The sequence below is a fragment of the Caballeronia sp. GAWG2-1 genome (genome assembly GCF_023631405.1).
Taxonomy (GTDB): Bacteria; Pseudomonadota; Gammaproteobacteria; order Burkholderiales; family Burkholderiaceae; genus Caballeronia.
Genome location: NZ_JALQDD010000040.1, coordinates 416,877 through 436,137, shown reverse-complemented (window position 1 = coordinate 436,137; position 19,261 = coordinate 416,877). Strand labels below are relative to the sequence as shown.

Annotated in this window: 17 protein-coding genes; 8 read left to right on the top strand and 9 right to left on the bottom strand. The window is 61.6% G+C overall.

Going from position 1 to position 19,261, the window contains the following annotated elements:
- Positions 1 to 26 precede the first annotated feature (26 nt).
- Positions 27 to 1,451, bottom strand: a complete 1,425-nt coding sequence (gene aldA, locus NCR98_RS28940; protein WP_250528075.1) for an aldehyde dehydrogenase — start codon at positions 1,449 to 1,451, stop codon at positions 27 to 29.
- Between the two features lie 8 nt (positions 1,452 to 1,459).
- On the opposite strand from aldA, the gene NCR98_RS28935 reads away from it, so the two are divergent.
- Both NCR98_RS28935 and NCR98_RS28930 read left to right on the top strand, forming a co-directional pair.
- Positions 1,460 to 1,684 carry a hypothetical protein gene (locus NCR98_RS28935; RefSeq protein ID WP_250469080.1) on the top strand — a complete coding sequence of 75 codons (225 nt, stop codon included), beginning with the start codon at positions 1,460 to 1,462 and terminating at the stop codon, positions 1,682 to 1,684.
- A 68-nt stretch (positions 1,685 to 1,752) separates the two neighbouring features.
- A complete protein-coding gene (locus NCR98_RS28930; protein WP_250528074.1) occupies positions 1,753 to 2,898 on the top strand; it encodes a porin in 1,146 nt (381 codons plus the stop codon).
- Between the two features lie 69 nt (positions 2,899 to 2,967).
- Here the strand turns inward: NCR98_RS28930 and NCR98_RS28925 are convergent, their stop codons facing one another.
- Positions 2,968 to 4,770, bottom strand: a complete 1,803-nt coding sequence (locus NCR98_RS28925; protein WP_250528073.1) for a ShlB/FhaC/HecB family hemolysin secretion/activation protein — start codon at positions 4,768 to 4,770, stop codon at positions 2,968 to 2,970.
- A gap of 279 nt (positions 4,771 to 5,049) precedes the next feature.
- On the opposite strand from NCR98_RS28925, the gene NCR98_RS28920 reads away from it, so the two are divergent.
- Positions 5,050 to 6,408, top strand: a complete 1,359-nt coding sequence (locus tag NCR98_RS28920; protein WP_244829817.1) for an MFS transporter — start codon at positions 5,050 to 5,052, stop codon at positions 6,406 to 6,408.
- Between the two features lie 9 nt (positions 6,409 to 6,417).
- On the opposite strand, the gene NCR98_RS28915 is transcribed toward NCR98_RS28920, so the two are convergent.
- Complete coding sequence (locus tag NCR98_RS28915; RefSeq protein ID WP_250494416.1) at positions 6,418 to 7,164, bottom strand: Lnb N-terminal periplasmic domain-containing protein; 747 nt, start codon at positions 7,162 to 7,164, stop codon at positions 6,418 to 6,420.
- 398 nt (positions 7,165 to 7,562) lie between these two features.
- Between NCR98_RS28915 and NCR98_RS28910 the strand changes: the two genes are divergently transcribed.
- Entirely contained in the window at positions 7,563 to 9,953 is a 2,391-nt protein-coding gene (locus tag NCR98_RS28910; protein ID WP_250528072.1) for an ATP-binding protein, read from the top strand.
- Positions 9,954 to 10,045: 92 nt separating this feature from the next.
- On the opposite strand, the gene NCR98_RS28905 is transcribed toward NCR98_RS28910, so the two are convergent.
- The 3 genes from NCR98_RS28905 to NCR98_RS28895 form a co-directional block, all read right to left on the bottom strand.
- On the bottom strand, positions 10,046 to 11,200 hold the full coding sequence (locus NCR98_RS28905) for a porin (RefSeq protein ID WP_250469075.1): 1,155 nt from the start codon (positions 11,198 to 11,200) through the stop codon (positions 10,046 to 10,048).
- Between the two features lie 515 nt (positions 11,201 to 11,715).
- Positions 11,716 to 13,512: a RecQ family ATP-dependent DNA helicase gene (locus tag NCR98_RS28900; protein WP_250528071.1), complete on the bottom strand. Its 1,797-nt coding sequence runs from the start codon at positions 13,510 to 13,512 to the stop codon at positions 11,716 to 11,718.
- Between the two features lie 20 nt (positions 13,513 to 13,532).
- Complete coding sequence (locus NCR98_RS28895) at positions 13,533 to 13,820, bottom strand: hypothetical protein (protein ID WP_244829822.1); 288 nt, start codon at positions 13,818 to 13,820, stop codon at positions 13,533 to 13,535.
- A gap of 349 nt (positions 13,821 to 14,169) precedes the next feature.
- Between NCR98_RS28895 and NCR98_RS28890 the strand changes: the two genes are divergently transcribed.
- Positions 14,170 to 14,484, top strand: coding sequence for a hypothetical protein (locus NCR98_RS28890; protein ID WP_244829823.1), 315 nt, complete (start codon positions 14,170 to 14,172; stop codon positions 14,482 to 14,484).
- 25 nt (positions 14,485 to 14,509) lie between these two features.
- On the opposite strand, the gene NCR98_RS28885 is transcribed toward NCR98_RS28890, so the two are convergent.
- Complete coding sequence (locus tag NCR98_RS28885; RefSeq protein WP_250528070.1) at positions 14,510 to 14,899, bottom strand: hypothetical protein; 390 nt, start codon at positions 14,897 to 14,899, stop codon at positions 14,510 to 14,512.
- A 295-nt stretch (positions 14,900 to 15,194) separates the two neighbouring features.
- Here NCR98_RS28885 and NCR98_RS28880 point away from each other — a divergent pair, with 295 nt between their 5' ends.
- Positions 15,195 to 16,211: an alpha/beta hydrolase gene (locus NCR98_RS28880; protein ID WP_250528069.1), complete on the top strand. Its 1,017-nt coding sequence runs from the start codon at positions 15,195 to 15,197 to the stop codon at positions 16,209 to 16,211.
- A 12-nt stretch (positions 16,212 to 16,223) separates the two neighbouring features.
- Here the strand turns inward: NCR98_RS28880 and NCR98_RS28875 are convergent, their stop codons facing one another.
- Positions 16,224 to 16,514, bottom strand: coding sequence for a hypothetical protein (locus tag NCR98_RS28875; RefSeq protein ID WP_250528068.1), 291 nt, complete (start codon positions 16,512 to 16,514; stop codon positions 16,224 to 16,226).
- A 397-nt stretch (positions 16,515 to 16,911) separates the two neighbouring features.
- On the opposite strand from NCR98_RS28875, the gene NCR98_RS28870 reads away from it, so the two are divergent.
- Positions 16,912 to 17,355 (top strand): SET domain-containing protein, encoded by a 444-nt coding sequence (locus NCR98_RS28870; RefSeq protein ID WP_250469065.1) that lies wholly within the window; start codon positions 16,912 to 16,914, stop codon positions 17,353 to 17,355.
- 23 nt (positions 17,356 to 17,378) lie between these two features.
- Here NCR98_RS28870 and NCR98_RS28865 read toward each other — a convergent pair whose 3' ends face one another.
- Complete coding sequence (locus NCR98_RS28865) at positions 17,379 to 18,140, bottom strand: SDR family NAD(P)-dependent oxidoreductase (protein ID WP_244829828.1); 762 nt, start codon at positions 18,138 to 18,140, stop codon at positions 17,379 to 17,381.
- 125 nt (positions 18,141 to 18,265) lie between these two features.
- Between NCR98_RS28865 and NCR98_RS28860 the strand changes: the two genes are divergently transcribed.
- Positions 18,266 to 19,174: a LysR family transcriptional regulator gene (locus tag NCR98_RS28860; RefSeq protein ID WP_250528067.1), complete on the top strand. Its 909-nt coding sequence runs from the start codon at positions 18,266 to 18,268 to the stop codon at positions 19,172 to 19,174.
- Positions 19,175 to 19,261: the final 87 nt, after the last annotated feature.

Genomic DNA, 19,261 nt, shown 5'->3' with positions numbered 1-19,261 from the left:
GTCCTCGCGAGAAGACACAGCCGGGGTCAGTACTTCATGACGACGAGACGCGTCTGCGTGAATTCGAGCATGCCGTGCTTGCCGTCGTCACCGCCGATGCCGGAGCGTTTCCAGCCCGCGTGGAAGCCTTGATACGGATCGGCCGGCGTGCGGTTGATATAAAGCTCGCCCGCTTCGATGGAGTTGGCGACCTTCATCGCCGTGCGATAGTTTTCGGTGTAAAGCACGGACGAAAGACCGAATTGATGATCGTTCGCCATCGCGATGGCTTCATCGAGCGTGCCGTAGCGCACGACGGCGAGCACCGGCCCGAAGGTTTCTTCCTGCACGATCTCCATGTCCTGACGGCAGTTGGACAAGAGCGTCGGCGGATAGAAAAAGCCCTTGCGCTTCGGCACTTCGCCGCCGGTTTCGAGCACAGCGCCTGCCTCGACCGCGCGCATCACCATGGCGTGAATGCCTTTGCGCGATGCCTCGTTGACGAGCGGCCCCATGAAGCTCGCGTCTTCGAAACGGTCGCCGATCTGCTTGGCCAGCATCTGCTCCTTGAGCAGGCGAACGAATTCATCATGGATGCTCGCGTGCGCATAAACGCGCTCGATGGCCGTGCAAATCTGACCGCCATGCGTGAGCTTCGAGGCGACGAGTTCGCGCGCGGCCTTCTGCAAGTCGGCATCCGGCTCGATGATCGCGGGCGTCTTGCCGCCCAGTTCCAGCGAAGGCTTCGCAATATTTGCCTTGCAGTAATCGAGCACCTTGCGGCCCGCGGAAACGCTGCCCGTCAGCGTGATCATGCCGACGGCCGGATGCGTGCAGACGGCTTCGGCGGTGGCGTGATCCATCGCCAGGATATTGACGACGCCCGGCGGCAATGCAGCGCGTTCGACGGCGCGCGCCAATTCGAACGCGGACAGCGGCGTGTTGTTGCTCGGGCGCACGACCACCGTATTGCCCGCGATCAACGCCGGCGCAACCTTGCGCAGCAGCGTGTAGATGGGGAAATTGAAGGGAATCAGGCAGGCGACGACGCCTATCGGCTCGCGATGCAGCACGAGGTTTTCGTCGGGCGTATCGCTCGGAATGACTTCGCCTTCGATGCGCCGCGCCCATTCGCTGTGATAGCGCGTGATCTGAGCGGCGTAGATGGCTTCGTTGGTGGCGTCCGTCAGGCTCTTGCCCGACTCGGAGGCGAGCGCCGCGCCGATATCGGCGGAGGCTTCGACGATGGCGTCCGCGAGACGCTGCATGTGCACCGCGCGCTCGGCGGCGGGCATCACGCGCCAGCGCTTTTGCGCGGTGGCGGCGAATTCAACGGCTTGCAGCGCCTCTTCGCGCGTTGCGTTGTGCACGTGGCCGAGCACTTCTTCGGTAGCCGGATTGACGACGGCGGTGCGTTGATCGCTTGCGGGCGCGATGAAACATCCGTTCACGAAATTGCGTTCTGACTTCATGTTTCTCGATGATTCCTGGTTCGATGACGGGCGACGGCGGCCGCAGCGGAAAAACCAGCGCCGCTGATGTCGCGGCTGCCTCTTACGACTTTCGGCCCATTTTTCCGCGCTTCGCGCTGCAGCGACAAGCGAAGAATTTGCTGGCAGAACATTCAAAAAACTCACGTTCGATGTTCGGCGAAATCCCTTTGCAAGCGCGCGTCGATCACGCACAATCCGTCGCTCATCGTTAGCCATCCTTGGCGTTTTCGCGTGAGCGATGCCGACGTCATCGGATAAAACAAGAAAACTTGAGACTTTCATGAGAATTAAAGCCATTCTGTTCGCAGCGGTCTGCTGCCTGTCTTCCTCCGTCTTTGCAGCGAGCAGCGTCACGCTGTATGGCGTGCTCGACGAAGGCCTCGACTACACGAGCAACGTCGGCGGAAATCACGCCTACGAATTGACGAGCGGTTATGCGTCGGGCAGCCGCTGGGGCTTGCGCGGGGTCGAAGATCTCGGCGGCGCGACTCAGGCCGTGTATCAACTGGAAAGCGGTTTGAACCTGAGCAACGGCGCGGCGGGTCAGGGTGGCCGCATGTTCGGCCGTCAGGCTTTCGTGGGCGTGCAGAACGAACGCTTCGGTTCGGTGACGCTTGGGCGTCAGTACGATTCCGTCGTCGATTACCTTGCGCCGACCACCGCCAACGGCAACTTCGCGGGCTATCTGTTCGCGCATCCGTTCGACAACGACAACACGGACAACTCGTTTCGCGTGAACAACGCGGTGAAGTATGCGAGTCCGTCTTTCGGCGGCTTCAAGTTCGGCGGCTTGTATGGCTTAAGCAACAGCACGGGTTTCGCGGACAACCGCTTGTATAGCGTCGGCGCTTCGTATGCGAATGGCGGCTTGCTGGCCGGCGCGGCATATATGCGCGCGGACGGCGTCGGCGCGGGTGGCATTGGCGCCATCGCGGCCAACGATGCGAGCTTCGTCGCGAGACGCATGCAGGTCTACGGCGCGGGCGTAAACTACTCGTTCGGCCCCGCAACGGCAGGCTTCGCCTATACGAATTCGAGTTATCGCGATCCGTCGACCAATGGCTATATAGGCGGCACGCTCGTGGCAGCAGGCAACACGCTCAACGCCGTCAAGTATCAGAACTTCGAAGTGAACGGCAAGTACCAGTTCACGCCGGCGTTCTTCATCGGCGCGCAGTATGTGTATTCCATCGAGACGTACGACGCGGCTTCAGGCACGGTCAAGCCGAAGATTCATTCGTTCGGCTTGATGGCGGATTACTTCCTGTCCAAGCGCACGGACGTCTATGTGCAAGGCGCCTATCAGAAAATCCACGGGCCTTCGACGGATTCGGTGCTGGACAACGCGTATATTCCGGGCGCGCAGCAAGTGTCGTCGAATTCGAATCAGTTCGTCGCGCGAGTGGCTTTGCGGCACGCGTTCTGATCTAGCTGACATTGAGTTCGTGGTGCGGAAGGCCGGACGCTCGTTCGGCCTTTTTCTTGGGCGTGAAGCTCAACTCCCGATCACCACCGAAATCTCCCCCAACGGCGCCTTCGAGGCATTCGGCACGACTGCCCTGAGCGGGAACCCGAGCGTTCCCCTGAACGTGACGAAGCGGCTCATCTGAAAACGCACACCGCCGCCGATGCTCGCAAGCGATGCATTGTTGACCTCGCCCGCTTCGGGGATGCGGTTCCACACGTGCCCTGCATCGAAAAACACAAACGGCTGCATCGCCGCGAAGCCGAACGTGATGGCCGGCGAGCGCAACTCCGTCTGCACGTTCCAGCCGCGATCGCCTTGCGCCGCGTACGGGTCGTAGCCGCGCACGGTCGAGTCGCCGCCAATCCCGAGTTCCTCGCTCGGCAAAAGCGTGTTGTTGGTCCACTGCACGAGCCCGCGCGCAGATACCGAAAAGCCCGTCGCACCCAGCGGCGTATCGCGTTGCGCGGACAGTTGAAGATACTGATAGCGCGGCTTCGCGCCGAGACGCGCGGTATCGAAGGCGTCGCTGTTGTTGCTGCCGTCGAGATAGCCGGGGCTCGCGTAGAGCGATGCATTCAGATGCGTGTCGCCGGATGCGTCGCTCTTCGTCAGATCGTAGGCAAGCACGAACTGATGGACGTGCGTATTGGCATTGAACACCTGAAAGCCGCCGAATTCGAGGTCGTTGTTCGAGCGCTTGAAGTCGTAGCCGAGTTGCAGTTGCTGCTGCCACGCACCCGCCTTGTCGAGCGGCGGAAGACGCCAGTCGTAGCGAAAACTGAGCTGCGCGCTCGTGCCCGTCTGTCCGTAACTGTCCGGCAAGCGTGGCGTACTTTGCGCATACACCCCGAACAGTTCGATACGGTCGAGCCACGGCAGCGGCGCAATCAGGTTGAACGAATGCGCGACGAAGCGCGCCCGGTTGGGCCGCCCTTCGATATCCGGATTACCCGAAATGAGGTCGTTGCTCGCCGTCGCCTGATAGCCGATGCGCGCATCCGTGCCGAACAGATTGCCATAGTCGAAACCCGCAAGCAGGCGGTCGCGGCCCAGGTCCGGCACGCCGTCGTTGTTGTAGCCGCCGTAGACGCGCAACGGCAGCCGGTCTTCGGTCTGCAGGACGACATCGGTGGTATTCGCGGCGGCGCCCGGCGCATAGATCACGTCGACACGGCGATACGGGTTCGAATTCAGGAGCGCGAGGCCCGCGGCGACATCGGCTTCGCGGATCGGCTCGCCAGCGGGCAGCGGCATCTCGCGGGCGAGGAGCGCATCGGAGAAATAGCGATTGCCTTGAGGGAGCACGCGCCCCGCGCGAAACTCGGCAATCGCAATGCGCACCACGCCGTCGCTCACGTCCTGCTCGGGCACGTAGACATCGACGAGCGGCAGGCCCGCCTCGCGATAACGCTGCACGACGGCGCGGCGAATTTCGGCCAGACGCGCGAAGGTGAGCGGATGGGCGAGATCGGCCGCGAAGGTATCGAGGAAAGCGGAATCGAGCAGCGGCGCGCCACTGGCCGTGATCGCAGCGCTCTGCGTGCCTTGCGTGCCTTGCGTGCTGGCGGAACCGGCCGCGCCGTCCGAGCGCACGAAAGCGATGCCGCGTAAATCCGCGATCGCTACGGCCTGCGACGCATCGCCGGATTCGGCGGGCGGCTGCGGTGCACGCGGACGCTCGGCGGCGGGCGGGGCAATCGGCGCGACGTCTTTATACGACTGCGCGTGCGCTGCATCGGTATAAGCGGCGGCATAAACAGCGGCATGAGCGGCGGCAATGCAGCACGCGAGCCGCGTGAACCGCACGCTCCCCTTCGATGCCCGCGTCATGCGCTACCGGCGCGCCGATGCGCGGGCCAACCACGGCGAATATCGAACGTCTGTCGCAAAGGCGCTCCTCGTCTCAATGTCCGCATCGTCACGCGGCGGCCTGACATCGTACTCGCTAATGGCGTGACCGTGAGCGCGCGAGGCGAAGCTCGAAAGCGCCACGATGTCGGTGTCGATCACGAATTGGTCGCACACGTGCTCAGGCGCCGTTCCGGTTTCAGGTAGCATCGGGTGCGAACGCGCCTCGACCAAGGGCCGTTCCGAACGCAAACGAGTGTCATGACAAAAATAGCAGACGAAACGCCGCAGTTTTCCGATCAGACACAGAGCGAGACAACGCCGGAGTCCTCATCCATCGCACGGACCGGACCGCTCACCGAAGCCAAGCTCTTCGGCCGTCAGACACCGCCTTCGGGCGGCGACCCGCTTCCGCCGCCACCGCCCGGCGGCGCGGGCAGCAGTTATCGCGCGCTCGCGGGCCTGTTGTGCGGCTATGCGCTGCTCGTCGCGGGAAACGGACTCTTCCAGACGCTGATACCGCTGCGCATCCTGCAGGCGGGTTATCCGACGCTCGTGATCGGCCTCATTCAGTCGTGTTATTACCTGGGCTTCATTCTCGGCGCGGTGGTGAACCGGCGGCTCATCGACCGGATCGGGCAGCATCGGACATTCGTGGCTTTTTCAGCGGCCGCGTCGATTCTCGCGCTGGCGTTCGGCGCGAGCGAGTCGCCGTGGCTCCTCGCGCTCGTGCGTATTCTCACGGGCGTCGCGTTCATGGGGCTTTATACGTCCATCGAGAGCTGGCTCAACGGCACGGTGGAGAACGAGCGGCGCGGCCAGGTCTTCGGCTCGTATGCAGCCATCAACTATCTCGCGGTCGGCACCGGGCAGTTCTTGCTGAATGTCGGCGCGGGCACGGGTGCGCAGCAATTCTCCATCGCCGCCGCGCTGTTCGCCGCCGCCGTGCTGCCCGTGACCTTGCTGGAAGGCTGGCCCGTCAAGGTCGCCGATGAAAACCTCGACCGCGTGCCCGCCCGAACCTGGCGCGAGAGCCTGCGCGAGATGATGGCCGCGACGCCGCTCGCGGTTCCGGGCTGCATTCTCGCGGGCTTTCTCTACAGCGCGTTCTATTCGATGACGCCGGTCTATCTTCAACGCTCCGGCTTTTCGACGAGCGAACTCGCGACCTTCATGGGCGTGGCGCTGATCGGCGCACTCCTGCCGCAATGGCCGATGGGCCGTCTCTCCGACAAGGTGGACAGGCGGCGTCTCGTGTTCTACACGGCATCGATTTCGGCGACCTTGAGCTTCGTGCTGCTGTGCTTCGATTTTCGCGCGGTGGTGTGGTGCGGCACGCTGGCGTATGTCGCGGTGACGTTCACGCAATACGGGCTCATCGTTTCGCACGTGCATGATAGAACGGAGGCGCATTTGCGCGTCGCCATCTCGGCGACCTTGCTCGTGCTGTTCTCGCTCGGCGGCATGACCGGTCCGGCGCTGGCTTCGCTATTGATGACCGTCTTCGGTCCGCGCGGACTCTTTCTCTTCAACGGGCTGTCGTGCGTGTTGCTCGCGCTTTGCGCACGCCGGGCGCTTCATGCCGGTTCCGGCAGCGTCGCCGCGAGAACGGCCGGCTGACCCAAGCACTCAATGAGCGCGCCGGATCGCCGCCGAAAAGTCTTCGTCGATCAGCGCGCCTTCCGGCCGCACAATGAGACTGCGCCGCTTGAGTTCATCGAACGTCGAGGTGTTGTCGAGCAGGCCCATGCGATAGGTGTAGTCGTCGGCGTGGCCGCTTAGCAGCACCTTCCAGCTATAACGAAGATGCGGCGCGACCGTTCGCGCGTGATGCAGGATATTGCTCGTGCAGTTGTTGAAGAGCGTGTGATAGAACTCGGCGCGTTCGTTCAGGTCGTTCACGCGCTGCATGTAGTCTTTGAACAGCGCGCGCACGGTGGCGGCCGTGACCTGCGCGCGATACAGCGACACGCGTTCGCGCCGTATATCGGTACGCACGCCGATCAGATCGCGCTCGTCGGCCACGACATAGATCAGATCGTAATGCTTGAAGAAGCCGCGCCACGTCGAATAATGCTGCCCTTGCCGACGGCGCGTTTCGATGGAGATGGAGAGATAACGGCCATCGTCGAAACCGAAGCTTACGAACACATGTGCAATGGATTCATGCGTCCAGCGCGACACCACGAGATCGACCGTCTGTAGTCGCGAGATCTCATAGATGGCGTCGAAATAGGCGGGCGTGGCTTCGTCCCGCGTTCGGTAGACAAAGTTGCGGACATTGCGAATACGCACTTGGTCGCCGCACCACATGGCGGACGCGGTCCGTGCATATTCCTCCACCCAAGGCGCGCTCTTTTCCGTGCCGGATTTCACGGTCGGACTCCATGAAAGGCTCGTGACCAACTGCCACTGTACCGCGAGACTTCGTGCGACTCGAAGCGCGGAACGATTCATGCGAAAGCGCCGGTATGCCCGAATATCCGCATGAATGCGCCGGTCTGAAAACAAGGATTGCGATGCCCGCTTACAATTGCTTCATCAGCCAGGATGCGCCGCCCGGAGTAGAAATGACCGGCCGTGCCGCATCGACATGCAGAAAAAAATCCGGCTCGAGGACCGGCGTGCGAACCGTAAATCGTCTTCGACCATCGTGTTAGGGCCGCACGAAGCCCGCGACCCGATCGTCGTCTTAATGCGTCTGCTGCCTGGAAGCTTGCGGCCATTGGACAAACCGGCGTGCCTTTGCGCCGCCGAAACGCCTTATCGAGACAATGACGGACAACTCCTCCACCGCACACAGCAGTGAATTCAATGCGCCCGATGCATCGGCGTATGCCGAATGCGCGCGCGAGCCCATTCACGTTCCCGGCGGCATCCAGCCGCACGGTCTTCTCTTGAGCATCGACGCACAAGGCACGATCTTGCAAGTGAGTGGCAATGTCGCGCAACTCACGTCGATCGCGCCCGAGCGTTGCCTCGGCGAACCGCTGTCGTTCGTCATCGGCGATGAAGCCAGCCGCCGCGCCGTCGCCGAATTGGGAAGGCTTACGCGCGATGGCGCGACGATCCACACGGGCAATGTCGTCATCGATCATTGGAGCCAAAGCGGCCCGTTCGCGCTCGTCGTGCATCGGCATGAAGGCTTGCTCTTCGTTGAACTGGAACCCGCGCAACATACCGCCGAAGTGTTTTCGAGCATGTATCCGCTCGTGCGCTCCTTCGTCACCGAAGTGCAGTCCATGCGCACGGTCGAGCAGCTTTGCCAGTTCGCGGCGACGGAGATTGCGCGCATTACCGGTTTCGGGCGCACGCTCGTCTATCAATTCGACGAAGCCGGCAACGGCCACGTGCTCGCCGAAGCCATCGAGCCGGGCTATCAGTCATACCTGAACCAGTATTTCCCCGCGTCCGATATTCCCGCCCAGGCGCGCGAACTCTACAAGCGCAATCGCATCCGCCTGATTTCGAACGCCGATTACGAAGCCGCGCCGCTCGTGCCCGCGCTGCATCCGCAGACTGGCCGGCCGACCGATCTCACCTACGCGTCCTTGCGCAGCGTCTCGCCCGTCCATCTGCAATATATGCGCAACATGGGCACGCTTGCCTCGATGTCGATGTCCATCGTCGTCGACGACACGCTCTGGGGATTGATCTCCTGTCATCACGCGACGCCGCGCCTGCCGCCCTTCGAAGTACGCACGGCTTGCGAGCATGTCGCGCAGATCGTCTCGCTGCAGATCGAGGCGCGTGAAACACAAAACGAAGCCCATTACCGGCTCGAACTGCGCCGCATGCTTTCGAAGCTGCTTTCGTCGATGGCCAATACCGACAGCTTCGTCGAAGCCCTGGTCAACGACTCGAACGACCTGCTCGGCTTGACGCGGGCATCGGGCGCGGCGGTGATCTTCGAGGGGCGCACGTCGCTCATCGGCGTGACGCCGAGCGAGCACGACGTGACAGCGCTTGTCGACTGGCTCGATCAGCAAAGCGAGGACGTGGTGCTGTCGGATCGCGCATCGGCGGATTGTCCCGTGCTGCCAGATTCGCCGAATGTCGCGGGTTTTCTCGCGGTATCGATCTCGAAGATCTATCGCAATTACGTGATCTGGTTTCGCCGCGAGGTGGTGCAGACCATCGAATGGGCAGGCGATCCGCGCGCGAAGCTAACGGGGCTTTCTTCTTCGCTCTCGCCGCGCGTGAGCTTCGAAACGTGGACCGACGAGGTGCGCAATCGCTCCTTGCCGTGGCGCACCGCCGAGCGCGAGATTGCGCTGGAGTTCCGCGCGGCCGTGCTCGGCATCGTGCTGCGGCGTGCGGAAGAGATCGCGCAACTGGCGACCGAACTCGGCCGCGCAAATCACGAACTGGAAGGCTTTTCGTACACGGTGTCGCACGATCTGCGAGCGCCGTTGCGGCATATCGTGGGCTTTGCGGATCTGCTCAAGCAGATGGACGGCCAGAAACTGTCGGAGCGTGGGCGCGGCTATCTGGAGCGTATCGTGACATCGGCGCGCTTCGGCGGGCGTCTCGTCGACGACCTGCTTTCCTTCGCGCAACTCGGCCGCGCGGCGTTGCGGCCGCATAAGGTCGATATGCATGCGCTCGTGCATACGGTCATCCAGACCGACATCGACGAGGAAACGTCAGCGCGTGTGCACTGGAAGGTGGATGCGCTGCCGCCCACCGAAGCGGATCACGTCTTTTTGCATGTGGCGTTGAACAACATCATCGCCAATGCGGTCAAGTTCAGCGGCGCGCGCGAGCAACCGGTCATCGAAATCGGCTCGCGGGAAGGCACGGGCGAACTCGCGGGCTACACGGTGTACTTCGTGCGCGACAACGGCGTGGGCTTCGACATGCGCTACGTGGACAAGCTCTTCGGCGTGTTCCAGCGGCTGCACGTCGATGAAAAATTCGATGGCACGGGAATCGGACTTGCGAACGTGCGGCGGATCATCGAGCGTCATGGGGGCAAGGTCTGGGGCGAAGGCCAGCCGGATCATGGCGCGACGTTCTTCATTGCGTTGCCTAAGCAGTATCGGCCGGAAAGCGGCGTGCGGCGCGATACGGCGGCTTCGGCGCTGGCGCGGCTGGCAGCGGGAACGGGCGGCGCGGCGCAGGATTTCGAACAGCTCGTCAAGCGCTCGGAAGAGAAGAAATAAGCGCTTCGTTGTTTAAGCAAAAGGGGCTGCGATCATGAGATCGCAGCCCCTTTTTATCGCGTGATGCTAGGGCAACAACGAAGCACGCACGCTTAGAAGCGGTGACGCAAGCCGACCGCCGCCGCCACCTGATTCTGCGTCGTCGAAGGCGACAGCGTGTTGATCATCGCGACATTGGCGCCTGCATTGCCAAGCTCGCCCGAAGCATGCTGATACACGCCTTCGACGTACACATCCGTGCGACGCGAGAGCGAGTAATCCGCCTTGAGCGACACCGTATGCCACTTCGGATCGCCCGAGCCGTTTGCGCCGTTGATCTTGCCGTCGGTGTACGCGTAGGACGCGTCGAGATCGAGCGCAGGCGTCAACGCATAGCGGCCGTTCAGTTCGAAGTTGTTCATATGCAGGTTCGTGCCGCCCGGCAACGCGAACGTGGAGCCGCCTTGCGACGCCGCGATCAGGTTGTCGTAATGCGTATTCGTCCACACGAAGCCGACGGTCGCCGGGCCATAAGCGTAATTCAAGCCTGCGCCGAAGGTGCGTTGCTGATCGGCGGTCAGATTGTTGTTGCTGCCTTGACCCGCCGCTACCGCGCCGCCCGTATTGCCCGTGCGCGAGTTATTGATTTGCAGGTAAGACGCCGCAAAGTTCAACGGACCCGTGCTGTACGAAGCACCCGCACTCCATGCGCGATTGTTCGAGAACTGGCCGGCGTCATTGCTAAAGCCATACAAGCCGCCGAACTTGAAGCCGCCGTAGTTGGCGCTTTGATACTTCACTGCATTCTTGATCGAAAACGAGTTGTCGAGGTTGTCGTTATCGAACGGATGCGCCGTCAGGTTATTGCCATAGCCGCCGCCCGGCTCCGACAAGGGCGCGAGGTAATCGACCATGGAGTCGTATTGGCGACCGAGCGTGATCGTGCCGTACTGGTCATGTTGCAAGCCGACATACGCCTGACGACTGAACATGGAGTTGCTTTCGCTATAGCTGCCGTTGTTGAGGTTAAAGCCGCTTTCCAACTTGAAAAGCGCGTGCATTCCGCCGCCCAGATCTTCAGACCCGCGCAAACCGAAATACGTGTCCGATACCGAACCACTGCCTTGCTGCCAGTTACTGTGTCCCGCGGAGTTGTTGGTGTAGACGAGGCCCGCGTCGAGCGTGCCGTACAAGGTGACGCTGCTTTGCGCCTGAGCCGTGGCGGCGAATGTGCCAAGAACGCCTGCGATGAGAAGAGTTTTTTTCATGGTTCTCTAAGTGCCCTGCTAAGTGTTCATGTTCAAGACCAGGCTTCTTCAAGATCAGGCTACCGCGCAAGCAGAAGCTCGCTCCTCAAGAAACTTGAGGGACACTATATGTGAGCACTTCGTTTATTCCGCTGCGGTCGCCAGGAAACAATATTTTGCTAAAACCGCACTAAGCTAAGTGGACGCTTCATATCCCTTTAAGCTCAGACGTTTAGGTCTCTTGGCGAGTAATACAGACGAGGTTTCGTGTTGTGCATGAACGACGGCATTCCACCGATCCACGCAAGAGCCATTTGCGAGACATGCGGTTTGTTGTTGGCGATCGGGTTGTTACGCTTCGTCATGTCCTGAGGAACTCCGAATTGCAGTCCAGGGACAGGGGCGGCTTTGCGAGAGGAAGCCGCCCTTTTACGCTTTGATTGCGCTTGATTGTCAAGCGTCGCTAAACGCGCTTTCATGACTTAAAGCGCTTAAGCCGCACGCTTGGGAAATGCTAAGAAAACGCTAAAAAAAACTTAAGAAGCGCGCTTGACGAATTGCGCGACGAACGTGCGCGTCGAGTCATCGGCGAAGCGGACGGCAACGCTTTCACCGCTCATCATTTCCACCGTGCCCACGCCATAGCGACGCACGCGAACACGATCGCCCGCTTCGAAAGTCTTTAGTTTGCCCAGCGGCTTCGACGCTTCATCGACGCGTGCGTGCTCACGTTCTTCACGCGCGCTTACGCTGATCTCCGGCGGATGCAGGCAATTATCGCAAGCACCGCATGTCTTGCCGCCGAGCTCGTCCTCCGGCGATCGATAATTCATCTCCGCCTGACGCAGAAGCTCATGCGACTTTGCATCGTCGATATCGGCAGCGAAATAGTCGAGCACGATGCGCCAGCGGCATTGCGCGCTCTGCACGTACGTGATCATTCGTTCCAGCACCGCGCGGTCACGCTCCGCTCTCGCGGTGTACGCGCCCGCTGCTTGATCGAGATGCGCGAAGGCCGCGCCATCGTCGATGAGTTTCATGCCGCCGCGCTGCGTGCGCCGCGTCATGCCGAGTTCGTTCAACAATGTTGCCGCCACGCGCAATTTGTTCGCACCGATATTCGGCATCGCTTCCTGCAAGCGTTCAAGCGGCTTCTGCAGCGTGTGGCCAGCGTCTTCCTTGGCGAGCTTGCATACGGTTTCGGCCACGAGTCGAATAGTCTCCGCACTCGGATAGCGGCCACCGAGAAAGAACTGCTGAACCTGCTTGTCCTTCATCTCGAAGAGCAGAATGCAATCCGCAGGCTCGCCATCACGGCCCGCGCGGCCTGCTTCCTGATAGTACGCATCGAGGCTGCCGGGCATCTGCGCATGCAGCACGAAGCGAATGTCCGGCTTGTCGATCCCCATGCCGAATGCATTGGTCGCCACCATCACGCGCACGCGATCTTCCATGAAAGCGTCCTGCGCTTCCGAACGTACACTCGCCGCAAGCTTGCCGTGATAACGCTCGGCCTCGACGCCGGCATCGACGAGCGCGGCATGCAGCGCCTCGCACTCGGCCACCGTCGAGCAATACACAATGCCGCTGCCTTGCATTGCGCTCACGCGTTCGATTGCACGCGCGCGTTTCTCCTCGGGATTCGTCAACTGCTCGACGGAGAAATGCAGGTTCTCGCGATACACGCCCGTATGGATCACGTTTGCGTGGCGCATCTGCAATTCACGCACGATGTCCGTGACGACCGCGGGCGTCGCGGTTGCCGTCAGCGCGAGCACCGGCGGTCGGCCCAGCGTCTTGACCGCATGAATGAGTTCGACGTACGCGGGACGGAAGTCGTGTCCCCACTGCGAAATGCAATGCGCTTCGTCGATCACCACGAGCGGAACTTCAGGCATGCCGTCAGCAAGAAGTGTTGCGTTGAACTCGGCATCGACGAGACGCTCGGGCGTGACGAACAGTATGCGAACCGCATGATCGGCGATAGCCTGCATTGCTTCGCGCGCTTCACTTGCCTTGAGCGTGCTATTCAGAACCCTCGTCGCCACGCCCGCTTCCGCGAGCTTGGCAGCCTGATCGCGCATCAACGATATGAGCGGCGATACGACGATCGTCATGCCCTCGAATTGCAGCGCCGGCAGTTGATAGCAAAGCGATTTGCCGGCGCCTGTTGGCATGACGGCGAGCGTATCGGCGCCGTCGAGCACGCTTCGAATGACCTCTTCCTGACCCGGCCGCAGGTGCGGAAATCCGAATACCTTGAGTAGTGCCTTTTCCAGTTCGGCGTCGAGCGGTCGCGACGAACGGCTCTTGCGTGTGCGGCTATCGTTCATAAGTCGGAGATGGCGAGGGCTTAGTCTTTCCAGTCTTTTCTTTTCGAATCGGCCTTGCCCGAGCCACTGCTCTTGGCGTTCTTCTGTTTCACGCGTTCCTCTTCGGTACGCGCGAGCGTCGTGGGATCGGTGCCCGCCTTGCCTGCGGCGCCCGCGCCGCCTGCCGTGCCAGCCGACTTGCCGGATGCGCCAGTGCCCGATTGCGTGTTGCCCGGCACGGTGCTTTCTTCAGCGTGCGCCGCGATGGAGCCGATGAGTCCGGTCAACGCAACGGCGCAGCACAGGATGGAAGACGCTGTCTTTTTCATTGTCGATACCTCGATGGAGGCTTGCGCTTATGCAGGAGTTGCCGCGCTGCCTTCGAACAGCATCAAAGCAATCAGCAGACCCAGCACCGCTTGCTTGAAGAAAGCGCCAAGGCAATGAAGAAATGTCCCGTTGATTCTTCCGTGCTTTGCATGCGTTCCATGCCTCGAACGGTCGTTCGGAGAAAAATCAGGGAAAACCCGCTCGATGCCAAAAGGTGCGGAAACGAGACCAGATAAGCCTCACCGCAAGCTGGTTTTCAATTGGAAACAATTTCGAAGAAGGTAAAGCGAACCATCGGAACGTCAATTGCTCAGATGTTTACTTTACGATTCGAGCAGGAAAAGGACTATGAAGAAGGGCATCGATGCCGCCATCCCCGAGTTTCGACAGCGCCGAACCGCGCAACTCGCGGAAAGCGAACTCAGGCATCTGGAATTGATTCTCGCAAGCTATGCCGGGCCGCCCGACGTGGCGCCGGGACGCTTTCCGACCGGATATTGGGACAAACGCATCGCCCAGCTCGATGCCGACTACGATCTCGTCCCGTCGCAGTGCCATCGCGTCGCCTCGCTGCAACGCAAGCTTGCTCTTTTGGATAACGCGCTCGACTCCGCGTACCCCGAGTCGCATGAGGACGCTCAGAACCGGCGTGCAGCCGCCTGAGTTTGGTCCGTTCCAGGCCCAAAGACTACTTCGCTCGCCGGATGGCCATACGCGCCACATCCGCCGCGAGATCCGCGCAAAGCTCGGCCCACTTGCCGAGCAGCGATGAATCGTTAGTCAGGAAATACGGCGAGCCGGCCCAGACCGGGCCGTTTTCATCGTCGTAAGCCACTTCGAAGATTCGCAGGTCTTCGTCATCGCCTTTGCCCATTGCGACGAGTTCGGCAAACGAGTGAACGTGTTTGAGCGCGACATCGTACACGCCGATGCCGCGCAAGACCGCCATCACCGTCTTGCCGATTCGCCATGCCGCTTCGCGGCTGTCCGCCATGACGAAGGCCACGCCTTCCACGGGCGTTTCGAGTGTGATCCGGAAAAGCCGGGTCCTGCATTCGTTGCTGAGTTGGGTATTCATGGTCCGCAAGCTGGCGCGCCGCTTTGGCTCTACTCCAATCGAAGAAAGAGCCGCCGCGAGGCACGCGTGTGTCGTGGAGGCGATCGGCGCCTGAGGCACTGTCGCGTGTTTGTCGACCCCTTAGAGCCACACGATAAGCCGTTGTTCCCGAGTGAAAGCCATTCGTCTGCGCGTAGTGTGCACCACGCGCCGGGGGACCGCGTGAAGCGGTTTGTAATTGCGCCGGTGCGCGACGTGGAAGCATCTAGAATGAGGAACGATCCATCCCGCGTGCCCACCGAAAAAGGCGCCATCCATGACCGATCATCCCCACGCAGCCGACACACAGCGCCAGTTGCAAACCTGCATCTCGGTACGCGACATCGGCAGCTTCTTCGTCGGCGGCGAGATGCTTACGCTAAGCGGCATGCCGCATCGCGACCGCGTCAGCACGAACCAGGGCGCGGTGCATCCTGTCGATCAGAATGGCGAGATCATCGCGGGACAGATGTACGTGCAATACATCAGGCTCGAACGTCCCACCGGACGATGGCCGCTCTTGCTCTGGCATGGCGGCGGCATGAGCGGCGTCAACTGGGAGACCACGCCCGACGGCCGTCCCGGCTGGCAGATGTTCTTCCTGCGCTCGGGTCTGGATGTGTATGTCTCCGATGCGGTCGAACGCGGACGCGCGTCGTGGGCGCCGTATCCCGAGGTATTCGCCGAAGCGCCCTACTTTCGCACGGCGCGCGAGGCGTGGGAAGAAACCTTCCGCTTCGGCCTGGCGGGCTCGTGGCATCCGGATGAAGCGGCAAGACGCTCGCACGAAGGCATGCGCTTTCCTGTCGGGCGGATGGAAACCTTCATGCATCAGTTCGTGCCGCGCTGGGCGACCAACAATGCCCGCACGCAACATGCTTACGACGCGCTCATCGCGAGCCTCGACACCAGCATCATCCTCACGCATAGTCAGGGGGGCAACTTCGGGCTGACGGCCGCGCTCAATGCGCCGGAACGCGTGAAGGCGGTGATCTCGCTGGAGCCATCCGGCGCGCCGTCCCCTGACGATCACGACGCCGCTCTTCTGCGCGATGTGCCGCATCTCTTCCTTTGGGGCGACTATCTCGATCAGCATTCGTTTTGGGTCGATTCGGTGCCGAACGTCCGGCGCTGGCATGACGCGCTGGCCGCGGCGGGCACGGATGTCGAATGGATCGATCTGCCCGCGCGCGGCATTACCGGCAACTCTCACGCGCTCATGGCCGACGACAACAGCGACGCCATCGCTGCGATCGTGCTCGAATGGCTGCGCAAGCACAGCCTCGCGGCCTGAGCATATGCGTCCTTACGATCCCGTTATGCCGTTCGCCGGGTTCGCATGTCCCATGATCGCCGCGATATTGCCGATGGCCGGTTGCACATAAACGGGCGGCGGTGCATCGAGCGGCAGCGGCGCGGGGCCGGAGTACATTGCGTGCGGGTAGACCGGCAGCGGCGGCGCGCTCTGCGCATTGGAAGCCACGGGAAACACGGGCCCGCCCACGATACCCACGCCAATGAACGGATGTGCCTCTGCCGCCGTCATGCAAGCGGCGCTCAAGGCCAGTGCCAGCGTGATGTTTTTGATCGTCTTCATGTTCGTCTCCTGTTGTTTCCGGTTCGTCGATGAAGCCATTCTGCGAGCCGAAAATGAGAGAAGAATGAGGACGTAGTGCAAGTCAGAAGAGTTCGGTATCCATCGGCAGCAGGTTGATCCACTTGACGGCGGTGCGCCGCTCGACGCCATCGTCGTGAATGGAGCGAATCATGACGCGTTCGCCGCGAGCCTCTCCCAACACTTCGACGATACGGTTACGATAGCGCGCGAGCGTGCCTCTGAGTGGCTTGCGTCTCTTGCGCCTGCGGGTTAAAACAGCGTGCATGGGCGTGACAGCGATTTATGACGGCATCATCATAACCATCGCCGCGCACAGGCTCAAACAAATCTCCCGTCTTCGAGCGAATTCAAGCAAACCCAAGCGAGCCGCCACACCATGCGACGAATCACAGTACGAACTTCTCCCGTCCATGGCCGGGGCGTTTTCGCCCTCGCCGATCTACCCACCGGCGCGCTGCTGCTCGAATACAAGGGGCAGCGGCTGACGTGGAAGCAGGCGCAACGCAGCCATGAACGCTCGACCGCCGAGGACGGTCACACCTTCTTCTTCGGTCTCGACGATGGCAGCGTGATCGACGGCGCACGCGGCGGCAACTCCGCACGCTGGCTCAATCACAGTTGCGCGCCGAACTGCGAAGCCGAGCAGGACGGCGAGCGCGTCTTCATCTTCGCCATCCAGCCCATTCGAAAGGGCGATGAGCTCTTCATCGATTACCGCCTGACGGTGGAAGGACGGCGCACGGCGGCAATGAAGCGGCTTTATGCATGCCGATGTCAGGCATCGGGCTGTCGGGGAACGATGTTGTCGGCGGGAAGGTAGTGCCTCGCCGACAACGTCGACGCTTAGATTTGCGCCATCCCTCCATCGACGAACAACTCGGCCCCGTTCACGAAGCTTGCGTCAGCGGATGCAAGAAACACCACCGCGCGTCCGATCTCACGCGGCTCGCCCAGTCGCGCGAGCGGCACCGACGAAGCCAGATGCGCATACAACCCTTCCTGCTGACCTTCGGGCACGATGCCCGCAAGCCCCGGCGTGCGCACCGGGCCCGGGCTCACCACGTTCACGCGAATGCCGCGATCCTTCAAATCCAGAATCCATGAGCGCGCGAAGTTACGCACCGCCGCCTTGCTCGCGCTGTAGACGCTGAAATTTTCCGTGCCTTGAATTCCAGTGGTCGAGGCCATCAGGACGACCGAGCCGCCATCCACGAGCAAGGGCAAGCTCTTCTGCACCGTGAACACGAGCCCCTTCACGTTGGTTCCGAAAATGCGGTCGAAGTGCTCCTCGTCGATCTGCGAAAGCGGCACCATGTCGCCACCGCCTGCATTCGCCACGACGATATCGAGCCGCCCCGCACGCTCGCGAATCTCGCTGAAGACGCGGTCGAGATCGTCGAGCTTCGATACATCCGCGCGAATGCCCGTCGCGCCCGCCCCAATGGCCGCGACCGCCGCATCCAGTTCCGCCTGACGACGGCCTGTGATGAACACCGTCGCACCTTCCGCCGCCAGTTCCTGCGCCGACGCGAGACCAATGCCGCTCGATCCGCCCGTCACCAGTGCAATCTTGTTTGCCAGCTTGCCTTGCGTTTCTTGAGTCATGATGTTCTCCGATTCGATCAGTTAAGCCGGCGTCGTCGCCAGCGCATGAACGTCACTGTACAAACAATGGATTGTTGAATAAAGTCGTCGAACGCGATTACTTTATCCACCTGCGTAGATAATCAATGGACCAGATTCTTGCCATCCGGGTGTTCGCGCGCGTCGTCGAAACCGGATCGTTCACGCGCGCCGCCGGCTCGCTCGACATGCCGCTTGCAACCGTGAGCAAGCTCGTCGGTTCGCTCGAAAAGCATCTCGGCATGAAGCTGCTGCAGCGTACGACGCGTCAAGTCTCCGTTACACCGGAAGGCAATGCGTACTATGAACGCACCACGCGCCTTCTGCACGAACTCGAAGATATCGACGCGAGCTTCAGCGCCGCGCAGAAGCGGCCACGCGGACGGTTGCGGATCGACATCGGTTCGTCCACGGCGAGTTGCGTGCTCATTCCGGCGCTGCCCGAATTCACCGCGCAATATCCGGAGATCAACATCGGGCTCGGCGTGAGCGACCGTCAGGTCGACCTGATCGGCGACAACGTCGACTGTGTGATTCGCGGCGGCCGGGCAGACGAACCATCGCTCGTTGCCCGGCCGCTCGGACGCGCGCGCTTCGTCACGTGCGCCACGCCCGGCTACATCGAACGATACGGCAAGCCGCGGCATCCGTCCGATCTGGAGAAAGCACATCGCGTGGTGAACTACATGTCGGCACGATCGGGCCGCGTCGTGCCCATGCGCTTCGAAAAGGGTGCGACGAAGGTCGTCGTGGACGGCGTGCAGAACCGCTACATGGGCGTGAACGAAAGTACGGCGCACTTCGCGGCGGGGCTGGCGGGACTCGGCGTCATTCAGACGTTCGCCTATGCGGCCAATGCCGCGATCGCGCGCGGCGAACTCGTGCCGCTGCTGCAAGGCTGGCAGCCGGCGCCTTATCCGTTCTTTCTCGTCTATCCGCCCGACCGGCATATGAGCCAGCGGTTGCGCGTGTTTATCGACTGGGCGATGGCGCGCTTTTCCGAGGCGTTCGAATAGCCGCGGCTTGCATCCCGTGCGCGTTGTGATCCGTATCTTCCCTGAGAATACGAACGGGATGCCGGAAGGACACGGACATGACGAGGC